The following is a 15,170-nucleotide window of genomic DNA, read 5'->3' as shown; positions in this document are numbered from 1 at the left end:
CTTTTGCCGCCATGGCCCAGGATGCGCGCATCGCCGCTGTCAATTCGGATCGCATTCTTCGCGATTCGGCACCGGCCAAGGCCGCACAAGCCAAACTCGAAGCCGAGTTCTCCAAGCGGGACGGGGATCTGCAGTCGATGGCGCAACGTCTCAAGGCGATGTCGGACAAGCTCGACAAGGACAATCCGACGTTGTCCGATGCCGAGCGCGCCAAGCGTCAGCGCGATCTGGCTGCCGCCGACACTGAATTCCAGCGCAAGCAGCGCGAGTTTCGTGAAGACCTGAATCAGCGTCGTAACGAAGAGCTCGCGGCCGTGCTCGATCGTGCCAATCGAGTCATCAAGCAGATCGCAGAGACCGAGAAGTACGATCTGATCGTGCAGGAAGCGGTTTACGTGAGTCCGCGTATCGACATTACCGACAAGGTGCTCAAGACTCTGAACGCAAGTTCGGGGGGCGGCACCGGCGGCAAGTGACGGGCGCGTCGTCGATGCCGGCATTGCCGTCGGTTTCGCTGGCTCAACTGGTCGCGCGTTTCGGCGGCGACCTGGTGGGGGACGGCGAAGTCACGGTCGATGGTCTGGCGCCGCTCGATCGCGCGGGCGCGAATCAGCTCGCGTTTCTGTCCAATCCACTGTATCTCGCCGAAGTGCCCAATTCGGGCGCGGCGGCCGTGATTCTCTCCAAAGCCGACTACGACAAGCTGCCGTCGCATGAGGGCCGCGCGTGGATCATCGCGCCGAACCCCTATGCGTACTTCGCGCGCGTGTCGCAAATGTTCGCGCAAGCGGCGACACCTGTGTCGCCGGCGGGCGTTCATCCGAGCGCTGTCGTCGATCCGACGGCCGTTGTGCCGGCCTCGTGTGTCATCGGCCCGAATGTGGTGATCGAGGCGGGTGCGCGTCTGGGCGAGCGAGTGCGTCTGGTGGCGAACGTGTTCGTCGGTCGTGGCACCACGCTGGGCGACGACGTGCTCGTTTATCCGAACGCCACGCTGTATCACACGAGTGTGATCGGTGCGCGTTGCGTGATTCACGCGGGCGCCGTGATCGGCTCCGACGGTTTCGGATTCGCGCCGGATTTTTCCGCCACGGGCGGCGAATGGGTGAAGATTCCCCAGGTGGGGCGTGCGGTGATCGAGGACGACGTCGAAATCGGCGCGTCGACCTCCATCGATCGCGGCGCGATGGCCGATACGGTGATCGAACGCGGCTGCAAGATCGACAATCAGGTGCAGATCGCGCATAACGTGCGCGTTGGCGCCTACACGGTGATTGCCGCATGTACGGGCATCGCCGGCAGCAGTACTATCGGGAAATTCTGCATGCTGGGCGGTGCCGTGGGCGTGGCCGGGCATGTGACGATTGGCGACCGGGTCATCGTGACCGCCAAATCGGGGGTGTCGAAATCGATTCCTGGCCCCGGTACCTATACCAGCGCGTTTCCGGCAATTCCGAATGCCGAATGGAACAAAAACGCGGCCATCATGCGCAATCTGGACAAGATGCGTGATCGCGTGCGTCAACTTGAAGCGAAGGTCAAAGACCTGCAAGACAAATGAGCGAGACCACTATTACTATCGACATCCACAAGATCATGAAGCTGCTGCCGCATCGGTATCCGATGCTGATGGTGGACCGCGTGATTGGCCTGGAGCCGCACAAGAACATCAAGGTCATCAAGAACGTCACGATCAATGAGCCGTACTTCACGGGCCATTATCCGCAACGTCCGGTGATGCCGGGCGTCCTGATCGTTGAAGCACTGGCGCAAGCCGCCGCGCTGCTCACGTTCTCGGAAGAGGCGGTGCACGACGAGAACACGCTCTATTACTTCGTGGGCATCGACAGCGTTCGCTTCAAGCGTCCGGTCGAACCGGGTGATCAACTCGTGCTCGACGTCGATTTCCTGAGCGAGCGCCGCGGCTTCTACAAGTTCAAGGGCAAGGCGTTGGTAGACGGCAAGCTCGCCGCGGAAGCCGAGTTCATGTGCATGGTCAAGAAGAACGGCGAATAACCGGAACTGAGACGCTCATGACCAACATTCATCCCACCGCAGTCGTCGATCCGAAAGCGCAACTCGCCGACGATGTCACTGTTGGCCCCTATGCGATCGTCGGCGCGAACGTGACGGTTGGCGCCGGTACGCAGATTCTGGCGCATACGGTTGTCGACGGTCATACGACGCTGGGCGAGGGCAACAAGATTGGCCCGTTCGCGTCGATTGGCGGCAGTCCCCAGGACATGAAGTACGCCGGCGAGCCGACAAGGCTTGTCATTGGCGATCGCAATACCATCCGCGAATTCACGACCATCCACACCGGTACCGTGCAGGACGGCGGCCTGACCAGCGTCGGCGACGACAACTGGATCATGGCTTATGTCCACATTGCCCACGATTGCCATGTGGGTAACCACACGGTGTTCTCGAGCAATGCGCAAATGGCCGGCCACGTCCGTGTCGACGACTGGGCGATCATTGGCGGCATGACTGGCGTGCATCAGTTTGTGCGCATCGGCGCGCATTCGATGGTGGGCGGGGCGTCGGTGCTCGTGCAGGACGTGCCGCCGTTCGTGATTGCGTCGGGCGACCGCGCTGTGCCTTACGGCATCAACGTGGAAGGTCTGCGTCGTCGCAACTTCTCGGCTGACGCCATCACCGCGCTGCGTCACGCTTACAAGTTGCTCTACAAGAGCGGCCTGACGCTGGACGAGGCAAAGGTGCAGATCGAGGCTTTTGGCAACGCGGGAGCGCCGGATGTCTTCGACGCCGTGCGTTCGCTGCTCGATTTCCTTAACAGCAGCACGCGCGGTATCGTGCGCTGACCTATGCAGCCGACCCTTCCCGGCGCCGGCCAGCGAACCCTGGCGATGGTGGCCGGGGAGCTGTCCGGCGATCTCATTGCCGGCAATGTCCTTGCCGGCCTCAAGCAGAGTCTTCCTGCCGACATCACCTACGCTGGTGTCGGTGGTCCGCACATGGCGGAAGAGGGCTTCGACGCCTATTGGCCGATCGACAAGCTCTCTGTCATGGGCTATGTCGAAGTCATCAAGCATCTGCGCGAGATTCTTTCGATTCGCAAGCAACTTCGCGAGCGCTGGCTGGCAGACAAGCCGCTGGCATTCGTTGGGTTCGATGCGCCCGACTTCAACTTCGACCTCGAAATCCAGCTGCGTGAAGCGGGCGTTCCCACGATTCATTTCGTGAGCCCGTCGATCTGGGCCTGGCGCGGCGGACGCATTAAGAAGATCAAACGCGCGGTCGATCACATGCTGTGCCTGTTCCCGTTCGAGCCGGAGATTTATCACCGGGCGGGTATCGACGCGACCTTCGTTGGCCATCCGATGGCGGACAAGATTCCGATGGTGCCCGATGTCGCCGGCGCGCGAGCCAAGCTCGCCCTCCAGGGGCACGGCCCGGTCGTCGCGATTTTGCCGGGGAGCCGCACGTCGGAGGTGCAACGTCTCACGCCGGTGTTTTTCGCGGCCATGCGGTTGCTGGCGAAGCGCGACCCGTCGATTCGCTTCGTGCTCCCGGCAGCAACGCCCCGGTTGCGCACGCTGATGCAGCCGATCTTCGATGCGCACAGCGATCTCAATCTGACGGTGACCGATGGCCGGGCGCCCCTGGCGCTTGAAGCCGCAGACAGCGTGCTGCTCGCCAGTGGTACCGCTACGCTCGAAGCGGCGCTGTATAAGAAGCCGATGGTCATCTCGTACAAGGTGCCCTGGTTGACGGCGCAGATCATGAAGCGTCAGGGGTACTTGCCCTACGTTGGCTTGCCAAACATTTTGTCGGGTGAATTCGTCGTGCCGGAATTGCTGCAACACTTCGCCACACCGGAAGCGCTCGCCGACGCCGTCTGGAAGCAATTGACCGATCCTGCGTTGCGCGAATCGCTGCAGGCACGCTTCACGAAGATTCACGAGCAACTGCGTCAAAACACGGCGGCACGCTCGGCGGAAGTGATCGAGCGCGTCTTGCGCGAGAAAGGGTGCATATGAGTACGGAAGTCAAAGGGCGTCGCGGGGGGCGAAAAGTGGCTGCGGTCGACGGCGTCAGTCCCGTCACGCCCGTCGCTGCCAAGTCGCGCACACGCGCCGCCAAGGCATCGTTGCCGCAAATGGCGCTTGATCTGTTTGCAGACGTCGCCGCCGACCTGACCTGTGGTGTCGACGAGGTAGGGCGCGGCCCGCTCGCCGGACCGGTGGTGACGGCGGCCGTCATTCTCGATCCGTCGCGTCCCATCAAGGGGCTGGCGGACTCGAAGAAGCTCACGGCGCAGCGACGTGAAGCGCTCTATGAGGAAATCGTGGAACGCTCACTTGCGTATTGCATCGCCGAGGCGAGCGTCGCGGAAATCGATTCCCTGAACATTCTCCACGCCACGATGCTCGCGATGCAGCGTGCCGTCACCGGTTTGTCGCGTGTCCCCACGTTGGCGCTCATCGATGGCAATCGTTGCCCCGCCTTGCCGATGCGCGCTGAGGCCATCGTCAAGGGTGACGATAAGGTGCCCGCGATCTCGGCGGCGTCGATTCTTGCCAAGGTCACGCGCGACCGTCAATTGGTGGCCCTGCACGAAGAATTTCCGCAATACGGTTTCGACGAGCATGTCGGTTACGGCACGCCGCGTCATCTCGAGGCACTGCGTGTGCATGGCCCCAGTCCGCATCATCGCCAGTCGTTTGCGCCGGTGCGAGAGGCGTTCGAAGTCTTCGGCGTGCTCACCGTCTCCCGCGTGGTCCGCACGTCATGAAGCTCATCAGTTCCAAAGACAATCCGTTCTACAAGCGTCTGAAGCAATTGGCGCAGTCGAACCCGCAGCGCCGCAAGCTCGGTCAGACATTGCTCGAAGGCGTGCATTTGGCCGACGCCTATCTCGGTGCGTTGGGGCAACCGCTCGTTTGCGTGGCGGCGGAATCTGCGCTTGAGAACGACGAAGTCGCGCAAATCTGGGCGAGGGTAGCGGCGGAGCGTCGTGTGTGCTTGCCGCACGCGCTGTTCGAGCCGTTGTCGACGCTGGTCAATGGCGTGCCGCTGCTGTTCGTTGTAGAGATGCCGTCCGGGCATCTGCCGACGTCGCAAACGACGGACTGCGTCATCCTCGACGCCGTACAGGACGCCGGTAACGTGGGTTCGATTCTGCGCAGCGCGGCGGCCGCTGGCGTGCACGACGTGTATTGCATGTCGGGCACGGCACTCGCCTGGTCGAGCAAGGTGTTGCGTGCGGGCATGGGCGCGCATTTCTCGCTGAATATCGTGGAGCATTGCACGCCGGATTCGCTCGCGCCTCGTCTGTCGGTGCCCTTGCTGGCAACGAGTCTGCAGGCCAGCACGACGCTATACGCGCAGGATCTGCACGCACCTGTCGCGTGGATCTTCGGCAACGAAGGCGCTGGCGTGTCGCCGCATTGGCTGGAACGCGTGCAGACGCCGATCCGCATTCCGCAGCCGGGGGGCATGGAGTCGCTCAACGTGGCGGCGTGTGCCGCGATCTGCCTGTTCGAGGCGGTGCGTCAACGACTGGACTGAGCGGGGTCGCGCTAGGGGACGATGCAAACAAAAGGGACGCGATAGCGTCCCTTTTGCGTTGGCGCGGCCGGCAGACGTCAGTAGACGTCGCGCTCCAATTTGATTTCCTGCAGGATGGTCGTGGCGATTTCCTCGATCGACTTGTGCGTCGACGACAGCCACTTGATACCCTCGCGGCGCATCATGGCCTCGGCCTCGTTGACCTCGTACCGGCAATTTTCCAGCGACGCATACTTGCTGCCCGGACGTCGCTCGTTGCGGATCTCGGAGAGCCGTTGCGGATCGATGGACAACCCGAAGATCTTTTCCTTGTACTGGTCGAGCGTGGAGGGTAACCGCTCGCGCTCGAAGTCTTCCGGAATCAACGGGTAGTTCGCGGCTTTCACGCCGTATTGCATGGCGAGGTAGAGCGTCGTCGGCGTCTTGCCGCTGCGCGACACGCCGACGAGAATCACGTCGGCACTTTGCAGGTTCTTGTTGGACTGCCCGTCGTCGTGCGCGAGCGAGAAGTTCACGGCCTCGATCCGGTTCTTGTACGCCTCGCTATCGGCGTTCTGGTGAACACGGCCGATGGCGTGCATCGACTTGAGCCCGAGTTCCAGTTCCAGCGGTTCGATGAACGTCTGGAACATGTCCAGAATCACGCCGTGGCAATTGCGCAGGATCTCGTTGGCGCGCGCGTCGACGAGCGTGCTGAAAATGATCGGGCGCACATTTTCGGTCCGATACATTTCATTGATCCGTTGCGCCGTCTCATAGGCTTTATCGACGGAATCCACGAACGGAACGCGAATCTGACGAAAACGCATCTCGAATTGCGCGAGGATCGAATGCGCGAACGTTTCGGCGGTAATTCCCGTGCCGTCCGACACGATGAAGACTGGACGTGCCGTGACCGGTTTGGCCGCTGCAGCGGGGGGCGTGGGGGAATTTCCGGTAGTCGAGGAGTCGCTCATGCGCAGAATCGCAAAATGGTGCATTGCACGGTAGAATAGCGGCAACTTGTTGGATAAGCAATTGCGCAACCATAGCGCGCCGCCCGGCCGGAGGCCCGTCTGGCGGGGCACGGCGGGAAATTCCGATGGTTCGCTGCAAGTCGTCGGGTGCTAGCCCCTGGTTCCCGACGTTGCCAAGGCGCGATTTCTTATCCAACAGGTCGATCGGTCCATGTCAGTCCCCACCGATCCGCCGAGAATTTTTTTTCTTACCTTAGGGGCTTTTATGACTAACGCAGCACACGACGGCGCCTACGTGGTGCCGTTTGAGCATCTGCGCATGACCGACGTCGAGTCGGTCGGCGGCAAGAATGCATCGCTTGGCGAAATGATCAGCCAACTGGCGGGCGCCGGCGTGCGCGTGCCGGGTGGCTTCGCCACGACGTCTTTCGCATTCCGCGAGTTCCTCCAGCACAACAATCTGACCGAGCGCGTTGCCCAACGCCTCGAGGGTCTCGACGTGGACAACGTCAAGGCGCTCGCGCAAGCCGGTGCCGAGATCCGTCAATGGATCGTCGACGCACCGCTGCAACCGCAGCTCGAGAAGGACATCCGCGAGCAGTTCGCGCGTCTCACGGCCGACCAGCCGGACGCCTCGTTCGCCGTGCGTTCGTCGGCAACTGCCGAAGATCTGCCCGATGCCTCGTTTGCCGGTCAGCAGGAAAGCTATCTGAACGTCGTCGGCATCGAAGATGTGCTGGACCGTATGAAGCACGTGTTCGCCTCGCTGTATAACGATCGCGCCATCTCGTATCGTGTCCACAAGGGCTTCACGCACGCGGAAGTGGCGTTGTCGGCCGGTGTGCAACGCATGGTCCGCTCGGACTGCGGCGCGTCGGGCGTGATGTTCACGATCGACACGGAGTCGGGTTTCCAGGACGTCGTCTTCATCACCGCCAGCTATGGCCTGGGTGAGACGGTCGTGCAGGGGGCCGTGAATCCGGACGAGTTCTACGTCTTCAAGCCGACGCTCGAGGCCGGCAAGTACCCGGTGATTCGCCGTACGCTCGGCTCGAAGCTCCTCAAGATGGAATTCACGCAACCGGGCGAGCCGGGCCGCGTGAAGACGATCGATGTGCCGATGGAGCTGCGCAACCGTTACTCGATCACCGATGACGATTGCGTCGAGCTGGCCAAGTTTGCGCTGATCATCGAAAAGCACTACGGTCGTCCGATGGACATCGAGTGGGGCAAGGACGGCAAGGATGGCAAGATCTACATCCTGCAGGCACGCCCGGAAACGGTGAAGAGCCAGGCGGCCGGCAAGGTCGAACAACGCTTCAAGCTCAAGGGCGATGCCCCGGTGCTGGCGACGGGTCGTGCCATCGGTCAGAAGATCGGTGCAGGTCCGGTGCGCGTGATCATGGACCCGAGCGAGATGGAGCGTGTGCAGCCGGGCGACGTGCTGGTGGCCGACATGACCGACCCGAACTGGGAGCCGGTGATGAAGCGTGCTTCGGCCATCGTGACCAACCGTGGCGGCCGTACCTGCCACGCGGCGATCATCGCGCGTGAGCTGGGTGTCCCGGCCGTGGTGGGTTGCGGTGATGCCACCGACGTGCTCAAGGACGGCGCACTCGTGACCGTTTCCTGTGCCGAAGGCGACGAAGGCAAGATTTACGACGGTCTGCTCGAGACCGAAATCACCGAGATCCAGCGCGGCGAAATGCCGAAGATCCCGGTGAAGATCATGATGAACGTGGGCAACCCGCAACTCGCTTTCGATTTCGCGCAACTGCCGAACGAAGGGGTGGGTCTGGCGCGTCTGGAATTCATCATCAACAACAACATCGGTGTGCATCCGCGCGCGATTCTCGAGTACCCGAACATCGACGCGGACCTGAAGAAGGCGGTCGAATCGGTGGCGCGGGGTCACGCATCGCCGCGCGCGTTCTACGTCGACAAGCTGGCCGAAGGCATCGCCACGATCGCCGCTGCCTTCTATCCGAAGAGCGTGATCGTGCGTCTGTCGGACTTCAAGTCCAACGAGTACAAGAAGCTCATCGGCGGTTCGCGTTACGAGCCGGACGAAGAAAACCCGATGCTGGGTTTCCGTGGCGCTTCGCGCTACATCTCGGAAGACTTCGCCGAAGCGTTCGAGATGGAATGCCGTGCACTCAAGCGCGTGCGTGACGAAATGGGGCTGACCAACGTCGAGATCATGGTGCCGTTCGTGCGCACGCTGGGTCAGGCCGAACGAGTGGTCAACATGCTGGCGGGCTACGGTCTGAAGCGTGGTGAGAACGGTCTGAAGCTGGTGATGATGTGCGAAGTGCCGTCGAACGCGATTCTGGCCGACGAGTTCCTCGAGTTCTTCGACGGTTTCTCGATCGGTTCGAACGACCTGACGCAGCTGACGCTGGGTCTGGACCGCGATTCCGGTATGGAATTGCTGGCCAAGGACTTCGACGAACGCGACCCGGCAGTGAAGTTCATGCTGAGCCGCGCGATTCAGGCGTGCCTGTCCAAGGGCAAGTACGTTGGCATCTGCGGTCAGGGCCCGTCGGATCATCCGGATCTGGCCGAGTGGCTGGCGAAGGAAGGCATTGCGTCGATGTCGCTCAACCCGGACACGGTCATCGAAACGTGGCAACAACTCGCCAAGCTGGCGAAGTAATCGTCACGATCAGAACCTGAATTGGGATGCGTCCGAGCGGCATCTCGGACGCCACCGAAAGGCAGGCAAGTCCCTCGGGACGCGCGCGCCGATAGGTGGGTTTCGTGCTATAAACCCCGGTATATACCGGGGTTTTTTTGTGTCTGGGAGTTGCGATGGAACAGGCTTGGCTTTGGTTCGGCGTAGCCGGATTGACCGTGGTGCTGGAGCTGGCGAGCGGAACGTTCTATCTCTTGATGGTGGCGCTCGGCATGACGGCCGGCGGCATCGCGGCAGTCTTGCGTATCGACTGGCCGTTGCAGTTGGTGATCGCCGCGGTGGTGGCGGGCGTGGCTGTCTGGCTGCTGCGCCGCAGCCGATTTGGTCAGCGGCGTATCAAGGTCGACGCGACAGCGGACCCCAACACCAATCTGGATATTGGGCAGCAGCTTCACGTCGACACATGGCAGGCCGACGGCCGCACGCGAGCGATGTATCGCGGTGCTGAGTGGGATGTCGAGCTAATGCCCGGTGAACCTGCCGACGCAGGCTGGTTCGTCATTCGAGAGGTGCGTGGCAGCCGATTGTTCGTGGCACACGTGGCAACGTGACGGGGCGATGATCAAATGGCAGCACGACGGGTGTCCGTGAGTCGGTCCGGTCGTAGGAATTACCTCATTACCTGCTAAGGGATCGCTCGTTTTCGGGATGGTAAGCCGGTTCTGGCTCGAGTTCCGTTACGATGCATTGCCCGCCATTGCGGGACGGGGAACCAGCCCGCCGGCACGGCGGGCGCTTCAGGGGGAAACATGTTCGATCTATCCAACGTCGCGTTTATTATTTTCATCATCGCCGTGATCATTGCGGCGCGCTCGATCAAGATTGTGCCGCAGCAGCACGCCTGGGTCATCGAGCGTCTCGGCAAGTACCATGCGACCCTCACGCCGGGGCTTTCGATCGTCGTGCCGTTCGTCGATCGCGTGGCCTACAAGCATTTGCTCAAGGAAGTGCCGCTCGACGTGCCGAGCCAGGTGTGTATCACCAAGGACAACACGCAACTGCAAGTTGACGGGATTCTGTATTTCCAGGTGACCGATGCGATGAAGGCATCGTATGGCTCGAGCAACTACATTGTGGCCATCACGCAGTTGGCGCAAACGACGTTGCGTAGCGTGGTCGGCAAGCTCGAACTCGATAAGACGTTCGAAGAGCGGGCTTTCATCAACCATAGCGTGGTGAATGCACTCGACGAAGCGGCGGCGAACTGGGGAGTGAAGGTGCTGCGTTATGAGATCAAAGATCTCACTCCGCCGAAAGAGATTCTGCATGCCATGCAGGCACAGATCACGGCCGAGCGTGAGAAGCGCGCGCTGATCGCAGCATCGGAAGGCAAGCGGCAGGAGCAGATCAACCTGGCGTCTGGTGCACGTGAGGCAGCCATCCAGAAGTCGGAAGGGGAGCGTCAGGCGGCGATCAATCAGGCGCAGGGGGAAGCATCGGCCATTCTGGCGGTGGCGGAGGCAAACGCTGAGGCCATCCACAAGATTGCGACGGCGATTCAGACGCAGGGCGGCATGGAAGCCGTCAATCTCAAGGTGGCAGAACAATACGTCGATGCATTCAGCAAGCTCGCCAAAACGAACAATACGTTGATTGTGCCGGGCAATCTCACGGACTTGAGTGGCATGATTGCTTCGGCGCTCAAGATCGTTCGCGGCACCGAGGGGGGATCGACCACCGGTAGCGATGGCGGTGGTGTTGGCGGATTCGGCAATTCGAATCCCCGGCGCTAAACGGGCGTAGCAGTGCCAGCGCAGCAATGAAAAACGGCCCTTGATGGGCCGTTTTCTTTTCGTGGCGGGGAAGCGTGTGAATTGCGTTGGTCGTATCGCGTGCGCCATTCCGTTCGAGTGACTCAGGTGGGCGTGCGCATCAAACGTGCTTTTTCGCGGTCCCAGTCGCGCTTCTTTTCGGTTTCGCGCTTGTCGTGAAGCTTCTTGCCCTTGGCTAGTCCGATCTCGCATTTCACCAGACCTTTGCTGTAGTGCAGGTTAAGTGGGACGAGCGTATAGCCACGTTGCTCCACTTTGCCGATGAGTTTCTTGATTTCGTCGGCTTTGAGCAGGAGCTTGCGTGTGCGAACAGGGTCAGGCTTGATGTGTGTCGATGCCGTCTGCAATGGGCTGATATGCGTGCCGATCAGAAAGATCTCGCCGTTCTTGATGACGACATAGCCTTCCTTGATCTGCGCCCGCCCGGCGCGAATTGCCTTGACTTCCCACCCCTCGAGTGCGATCCCGGCTTCGTATCGCTCCTCGATGAAGTAATCGAAGAAGGCTTTCTTGTTGTCAATGATGCTCATGGATCCTTGGCGGGTAACTTGGTCGGACCCGGTGAGTCGGGCTCGGGTAAAATAGCGATTTTAACAAAGAGTCTCGGCAAGAGGCGGCTTGCGACACGCGTAGATCGAAGCAGTACCGATTGCGCATGTGTTGCAAGAGCACCTCGCCCGACAGACGATGGCCGAAGTCAGTAAAACCGTTCTCGTGCATTTCTCCGATGAGCAGATGTACGACCTGGTGACCAATGTCGCCGATTACCCCAAATTCCTGCCTTGGTGCGGCGGTGTCGAAATTCGGCATCAGGACGAGCACAGCATGGAGGCGTCGCTGCTCATCGACTTCAAGGGCCTCAAGCATTCATTCGCGACGCGCAATATTCAGGAGCGTCCGCACTCCATTCAGATGACCTTCGTCGAAGGCCCTTTCAAGCGTTTTCACGGCACATGGAAGTTCACCGCGCTGCGTGAGAATGCCTGCAAGATCGAGTTCGGCCTTCACTACGAGTTTGCGAATTTCCTGCTTGAGAAGGTCATCGGGCCGGTGTTCAGCCACATCGCCAATACGTTCGTGGACGCCTTCGTCAAGCGTGCGGAGGCTGTGTATGTCAAATGAGCTGAGCGTCGAAGTCTGCTACGCGCTGCCTGCACAGCAGACGATTATCCCATTGACGTTGCCGGCCGGTGCGACGATGCGCGATGCGATTGAGCGCAGTGGCGTGCTGCAACGTTTCCCGGAGCTCGATCTTGCACGCATGAAAGCGGGTGTCTTCGGCAAAGTGCGAACGCTCGATGCCGCAGTGGAGCCGGGTGATCGCATCGAAATCTATCGCGGGCTCAATGCCGATCCCAAGCTGGCACGTCAGCGACGCGTAGAAAAGGTCCGCAACGAAGGAAGCCGGGAAGGGCAGAAATGGCTGGGGAGCCGTCGCGGTAGCTAAGCGCCTGTGGGGGGCAGCGCGTCGGGCTTGCGCCGCCAGGACGTGGGCAAAGCGAGGACGTCTCCCTGCGGTTCGCAGGCGCGCGTCAGTGCGTCGATCCCCGAGAATGCAACCGTACCGATGCGCTGACGCCGGCGAGCAGCAACACAATGGCGGCGAGTTCCAGCAGGCGCGGCACGCGCTGTTCGTACAGGAAGCCGTAGACCAGCGCGAACAGCGTTTCAAACACGATCATCTGGCCCGACAGGGTCAGCGGCAGCCGCCGGCTCGCCGCATTCCAGAAGGCATTGCCGATCGTCGATGCGCCAATCGCCACGGCGATATTTACGATCAGGAACATCTGCCAGTCGCGAGGCACGTCGGCCGCTACCGGGTGTGGCAGCCATACGGCAGGAATCGCCAACGCAAGCGCCAGAACGCCCGTGGCGACGCCCGTCAGCAACGACCACTCCTGACTCGTGAAATGCCCGAATCGCGCCAGATAACGGGCATTGGCCACCGCATACCACGTCCAGCTAACGAGCGCGCCGACCGCGCAGGCAATGCCCGCGAGCGTCAACCGCCAGTCGCCGCCGCTTGCCGAGGCATGGGCAAAGACGTCGACGTTGATGCAGACGATACCCGCCGCAACCAGCGCCAACGGGCCTGCCAGCCGGGACAGGGGGATAGCCCCGTGATCGCGACTGCCGACCAGCGTGACCGTGACGGGCAGCACGCCCACGATCAGCGACGCCGGGGCGATACCAGCCATCTGCACTGCGCCGGCAAGAAACAGGTAATAAATCAGATTGCCGACCAGGCTGAGGCGAAACAGCGCCCGCCAGTCATGCCCCGTGACGGTATGCCGCAGGCGTGCCCAGAGCGGCGCGAGCAGCATCGCGGACACCAGGCCGTAAAGCACGTAACGGGCGGCCGACAGTTCCAGTGGCGAGAAGCCGGGCAACAGGCGGGGGGCCAGAAAGACCAGTCCCCACAGCGCGCCCGCTGCCAATCCGAAAGAAATGCCTTGCCCCATGAAATTCGTGCCCGTGGTTCGTGATGTCGAGATGTCGGTGTTCCGTGCCGTCCAGTGCGCCGATTGTGCCGGTCAGGGCGGTGCAGGAAGGGCGCAAGAATAGCATGGGCCCGATGCCTGCCTATTGTGAAATCCGGCATTCGGCAGGGCGGGCGGCCGACGCAAATAGAGCGGGTGTGAAACCGAGTCGTCTCTCGGGGAAAAAGCCCCTTGACATGTGGGGCGGACGTTCCATGCAACTCGCGATTTCTGTATAATTCGATTTTGCGCCTATAGGATTTGCCATGCGTCTGATCCAAAAAGCACTCACTTTCGATGACGTGCTCCTCGTCCCGGCGTACTCCGCCGTTCTCCCGCGCGACGCCAAGCTGAAAACCAAGCTCACGCGCAACATCACTCTGCAAATGCCTTTGCTGTCGGCCGCCATGGATACGGTGACCGAAGCGCGTCTGGCCATTGCCATGGCGCAGCAGGGGGGTATCGGCATCATTCACAAGAATTTGAAGCCGGCCGAGCAGGCGCGGGAAGTCTCGAAGGTCAAGCGATTTGAGTCAGGCGTTCTGCGTGACCCGATCACGATTCCGCCGCACATGAAGGTTCGCGATGTGATCGCGCTGTCGCGTCAGCACGGCATTTCCGGCTTCCCGGTCGTCGAAGGCGCTCAGCTTATCGGTATCGTGACCAACCGCGACCTGCGTTTTGAGAGCCGCCTGGACGAACCGGTGCGCGCGATCATGACGCCGAAGGACAAGCTCATCACCGTGCGTGAAGGCGCCTCGCCGGCCGACGCCGAGCATCTGATGCACAGCCACCGCCTGGAGCGCGTGCTGGTCGTCAACGACGCCTTCGAACTGCGCGGTCTGATGACGGTCAAGGACATCATGAAGGCGACCGAGCACCCGCTCGCAAGCAAGGACGAACACGGCAAGCTGCGCGTTGGCGCGGCGGTCGGCGTAGGCCCGGACAATGAAGAGCGCGTTGAGTTGCTGGTGGCTGCCGGCGTCGACGTGATCGTGGTGGACACGGCGCATGGCCATAGCCAGGGCGTGCTCGACCGCGTGCAGTGGGTCAAGAAGCATTTCCCGCAGATCGAAGTGGTGGGCGGCAACATCGCCACCGCGGGTGCGGCACGCGCGCTGATGGAGCACGGTGCAGATGCGGTCAAGGTCGGTATCGGCCCGGGCTCGATCTGCACGACGCGTATCGTCGCAGGTGTCGGCGTGCCGCAGATCACGGCAATCGCCAACGTGGCCGAAGCCCTCGAGGGCACCGGCATTCCGCTGATCGCCGACGGCGGTATCCGCTACTCGGGCGACATCGCCAAGGCGCTGGCGGCAGGCGCGCATACGGTGATGATGGGCAGCATGTTCTCCGGCACGGAAGAAGCGCCGGGCGAAGTGTTCCTGTATCAGGGCCGTTCGTACAAGAGCTATCGCGGCATGGGTTCGGTGGGCGCGATGAAGGACGGCGCCGCTGACCGTTACTTCCAGGACCCGGCGAACAATGCCGACAAGCTGGTGCCGGAAGGGATTGAAGGTCGTGTGGCCTACAAGGGCAGCGTGAACGCCATTCTCCATCAACTGACCGGCGGTATTCGTTCGTCGATGGGGTATCTGGGTTGCCAGTCGATCGAAGAACTGCACAAGAACGCTGAGTTTGTCGAAATCACCTCTGCGGGCATGCGCGAATCGCACGTGCACGATGTTCAGATCATGAAGGAAGCCCCCAACTACCACGTGGAGTAATTGCC

At 61.4% G+C, this 15,170-nt stretch carries 16 protein-coding genes; 13 read left to right on the top strand and 3 right to left on the bottom strand.

Annotated elements, in window-relative coordinates; translation table 11 throughout:
• Nucleotides 1–11: 11 nt before the first annotated feature.
• The 7 genes from PI93_RS16570 to PI93_RS16540 all read left to right on the top strand — a co-directional run bounded on the left by PI93_RS16570 (nt 12) and on the right by PI93_RS16540 (nt 5,535).
• Nucleotides 12–476, top strand: coding sequence for an OmpH family outer membrane protein (locus tag PI93_RS16570; protein ID WP_167525576.1), 465 nt, complete (start codon nt 12–14; stop codon nt 474–476).
• 14 nt (nt 477–490) lie between these two features.
• Entirely contained in the window at nt 491–1,561 is a 1,071-nt protein-coding gene (gene lpxD, locus PI93_RS16565; protein ID WP_039374461.1) for a UDP-3-O-(3-hydroxymyristoyl)glucosamine N-acyltransferase, read from the top strand.
• On the top strand, nt 1,558–2,016 hold the full coding sequence (gene fabZ, locus PI93_RS16560) for a 3-hydroxyacyl-ACP dehydratase FabZ (protein WP_039374333.1): 459 nt from the start codon (nt 1,558–1,560) through the stop codon (nt 2,014–2,016). The genes lpxD and fabZ overlap by 4 nt, the downstream gene beginning before the upstream one ends.
• Before the next feature lie 17 nt (nt 2,017–2,033).
• Nucleotides 2,034–2,825 carry an acyl-ACP--UDP-N-acetylglucosamine O-acyltransferase gene (lpxA, locus tag PI93_RS16555; RefSeq protein WP_039374334.1) on the top strand — a complete coding sequence of 264 codons (792 nt, stop codon included), beginning with the start codon at nt 2,034–2,036 and terminating at the stop codon, nt 2,823–2,825.
• Between the two features lie 3 nt (nt 2,826–2,828).
• Nucleotides 2,829–4,004: a lipid-A-disaccharide synthase gene (lpxB, locus tag PI93_RS16550; protein ID WP_039374336.1), complete on the top strand. Its 1,176-nt coding sequence runs from the start codon at nt 2,829–2,831 to the stop codon at nt 4,002–4,004.
• Between the two features lie 119 nt (nt 4,005–4,123).
• The gene (gene rnhB / locus PI93_RS16545) at nt 4,124–4,759 is read left to right on the top strand and encodes a ribonuclease HII (protein ID WP_052241008.1); all 636 of its coding nucleotides are present in this window, start codon (nt 4,124–4,126) and stop codon (nt 4,757–4,759) included.
• Nucleotides 4,756–5,535 (top strand): TrmH family RNA methyltransferase, encoded by a 780-nt coding sequence (locus tag PI93_RS16540; RefSeq protein WP_039374339.1) that lies wholly within the window; start codon nt 4,756–4,758, stop codon nt 5,533–5,535. The genes rnhB and PI93_RS16540 overlap by 4 nt, the downstream gene beginning before the upstream one ends.
• A gap of 77 nt (nt 5,536–5,612) precedes the next feature.
• Here PI93_RS16540 and ppsR read toward each other — a convergent pair whose 3' ends face one another.
• A complete protein-coding gene (gene ppsR / locus PI93_RS16535; protein WP_052241009.1) occupies nt 5,613–6,491 on the bottom strand; it encodes a posphoenolpyruvate synthetase regulatory kinase/phosphorylase PpsR in 879 nt (292 codons plus the stop codon).
• 265 nt (nt 6,492–6,756) lie between these two features.
• Between ppsR and ppsA the strand changes: the two genes are divergently transcribed.
• The 3 genes from ppsA to PI93_RS16520 all read left to right on the top strand — a co-directional run bounded on the left by ppsA (nt 6,757) and on the right by PI93_RS16520 (nt 10,919).
• Nucleotides 6,757–9,147 carry a phosphoenolpyruvate synthase gene (ppsA, locus tag PI93_RS16530; protein WP_039374341.1) on the top strand — a complete coding sequence of 797 codons (2,391 nt, stop codon included), beginning with the start codon at nt 6,757–6,759 and terminating at the stop codon, nt 9,145–9,147.
• A gap of 155 nt (nt 9,148–9,302) precedes the next feature.
• Nucleotides 9,303–9,737 carry an NfeD family protein gene (locus tag PI93_RS16525; RefSeq protein WP_039374342.1) on the top strand — a complete coding sequence of 145 codons (435 nt, stop codon included), beginning with the start codon at nt 9,303–9,305 and terminating at the stop codon, nt 9,735–9,737.
• A gap of 198 nt (nt 9,738–9,935) precedes the next feature.
• The gene (locus tag PI93_RS16520; RefSeq protein ID WP_039374344.1) at nt 9,936–10,919 is read left to right on the top strand and encodes an SPFH domain-containing protein; all 984 of its coding nucleotides are present in this window, start codon (nt 9,936–9,938) and stop codon (nt 10,917–10,919) included.
• Nucleotides 10,920–11,041: 122 nt separating this feature from the next.
• Here the strand turns inward: PI93_RS16520 and smpB are convergent, their stop codons facing one another.
• The gene (gene smpB, locus PI93_RS16515; protein WP_039374346.1) at nt 11,042–11,488 is read right to left on the bottom strand and encodes an SsrA-binding protein SmpB; all 447 of its coding nucleotides are present in this window, start codon (nt 11,486–11,488) and stop codon (nt 11,042–11,044) included.
• 157 nt (nt 11,489–11,645) lie between these two features.
• On the opposite strand from smpB, the gene PI93_RS16510 reads away from it, so the two are divergent.
• Nucleotides 11,646–12,080, top strand: coding sequence for a type II toxin-antitoxin system RatA family toxin (locus tag PI93_RS16510; protein ID WP_039374347.1), 435 nt, complete (start codon nt 11,646–11,648; stop codon nt 12,078–12,080).
• Nucleotides 12,070–12,405 (top strand): RnfH family protein, encoded by a 336-nt coding sequence (locus PI93_RS16505; protein WP_039374348.1) that lies wholly within the window; start codon nt 12,070–12,072, stop codon nt 12,403–12,405. The genes PI93_RS16510 and PI93_RS16505 overlap by 11 nt, the downstream gene beginning before the upstream one ends.
• 85 nt (nt 12,406–12,490) lie before the next feature.
• Here PI93_RS16505 and PI93_RS16500 read toward each other — a convergent pair whose 3' ends face one another.
• A complete protein-coding gene (locus PI93_RS16500; RefSeq protein ID WP_039374349.1) occupies nt 12,491–13,420 on the bottom strand; it encodes a DMT family transporter in 930 nt (309 codons plus the stop codon).
• A 284-nt stretch (nt 13,421–13,704) separates the two neighbouring features.
• Between PI93_RS16500 and guaB the strand changes: the two genes are divergently transcribed.
• On the top strand, nt 13,705–15,165 hold the full coding sequence (gene guaB, locus PI93_RS16495) for an IMP dehydrogenase (RefSeq protein ID WP_039374351.1): 1,461 nt from the start codon (nt 13,705–13,707) through the stop codon (nt 15,163–15,165).
• Nucleotides 15,166–15,170: the final 5 nt, after the last annotated feature.

The organism is Pandoraea fibrosis (assembly GCF_000807775.2).
Taxonomy (GTDB): domain Bacteria; phylum Pseudomonadota; class Gammaproteobacteria; order Burkholderiales; family Burkholderiaceae; genus Pandoraea; species Pandoraea fibrosis.
The sequence above is the reverse complement of the archived record's forward strand: the minus strand, read 5'-3'. Positions and strand labels throughout refer to the sequence as shown.

What these genes read in the sequence shown, in the direction of transcription:
- PI93_RS16505 (WP_039374348.1), top strand. Translation starts at nt 12,070, where the DNA reads ATGTCAAATGAGCTGAGCGTCGAAGTCTGCTACGCGCTGCCTGCACAG.
- ppsA (WP_039374341.1), top strand. Translation starts at nt 6,757, where the DNA reads ATGACTAACGCAGCACACGACGGCGCCTACGTGGTGCCGTTTGAGCAT.
- lpxD (WP_039374461.1), top strand. Translation starts at nt 491, where the DNA reads ATGCCGGCATTGCCGTCGGTTTCGCTGGCTCAACTGGTCGCGCGTTTC.
- PI93_RS16520 (WP_039374344.1), top strand. Translation starts at nt 9,936, where the DNA reads ATGTTCGATCTATCCAACGTCGCGTTTATTATTTTCATCATCGCCGTG.
- lpxA (WP_039374334.1), top strand. Translation starts at nt 2,034, where the DNA reads ATGACCAACATTCATCCCACCGCAGTCGTCGATCCGAAAGCGCAACTC.
- fabZ (WP_039374333.1), top strand. Translation starts at nt 1,558, where the DNA reads ATGAGCGAGACCACTATTACTATCGACATCCACAAGATCATGAAGCTG.
- rnhB (WP_052241008.1), top strand. Translation starts at nt 4,124, where the DNA reads ATGGCGCTTGATCTGTTTGCAGACGTCGCCGCCGACCTGACCTGTGGT.
- ppsR (WP_052241009.1), bottom strand. Translation starts at nt 6,491, where the DNA reads ATGAGCGACTCCTCGACTACCGGAAATTCCCCCACGCCCCCCGCTGCA.
- PI93_RS16570 (WP_167525576.1), top strand. Translation starts at nt 12, where the DNA reads ATGGCCCAGGATGCGCGCATCGCCGCTGTCAATTCGGATCGCATTCTT.
- PI93_RS16510 (WP_039374347.1), top strand. Translation starts at nt 11,646, where the DNA reads ATGGCCGAAGTCAGTAAAACCGTTCTCGTGCATTTCTCCGATGAGCAG.
- PI93_RS16500 (WP_039374349.1), bottom strand. Translation starts at nt 13,420, where the DNA reads ATGGGGCAAGGCATTTCTTTCGGATTGGCAGCGGGCGCGCTGTGGGGA.
- PI93_RS16540 (WP_039374339.1), top strand. Translation starts at nt 4,756, where the DNA reads ATGAAGCTCATCAGTTCCAAAGACAATCCGTTCTACAAGCGTCTGAAG.
- smpB (WP_039374346.1), bottom strand. Translation starts at nt 11,488, where the DNA reads ATGAGCATCATTGACAACAAGAAAGCCTTCTTCGATTACTTCATCGAG.
- PI93_RS16525 (WP_039374342.1), top strand. Translation starts at nt 9,303, where the DNA reads ATGGAACAGGCTTGGCTTTGGTTCGGCGTAGCCGGATTGACCGTGGTG.
- lpxB (WP_039374336.1), top strand. Translation starts at nt 2,829, where the DNA reads ATGCAGCCGACCCTTCCCGGCGCCGGCCAGCGAACCCTGGCGATGGTG.
- guaB (WP_039374351.1), top strand. Translation starts at nt 13,705, where the DNA reads ATGCGTCTGATCCAAAAAGCACTCACTTTCGATGACGTGCTCCTCGTC.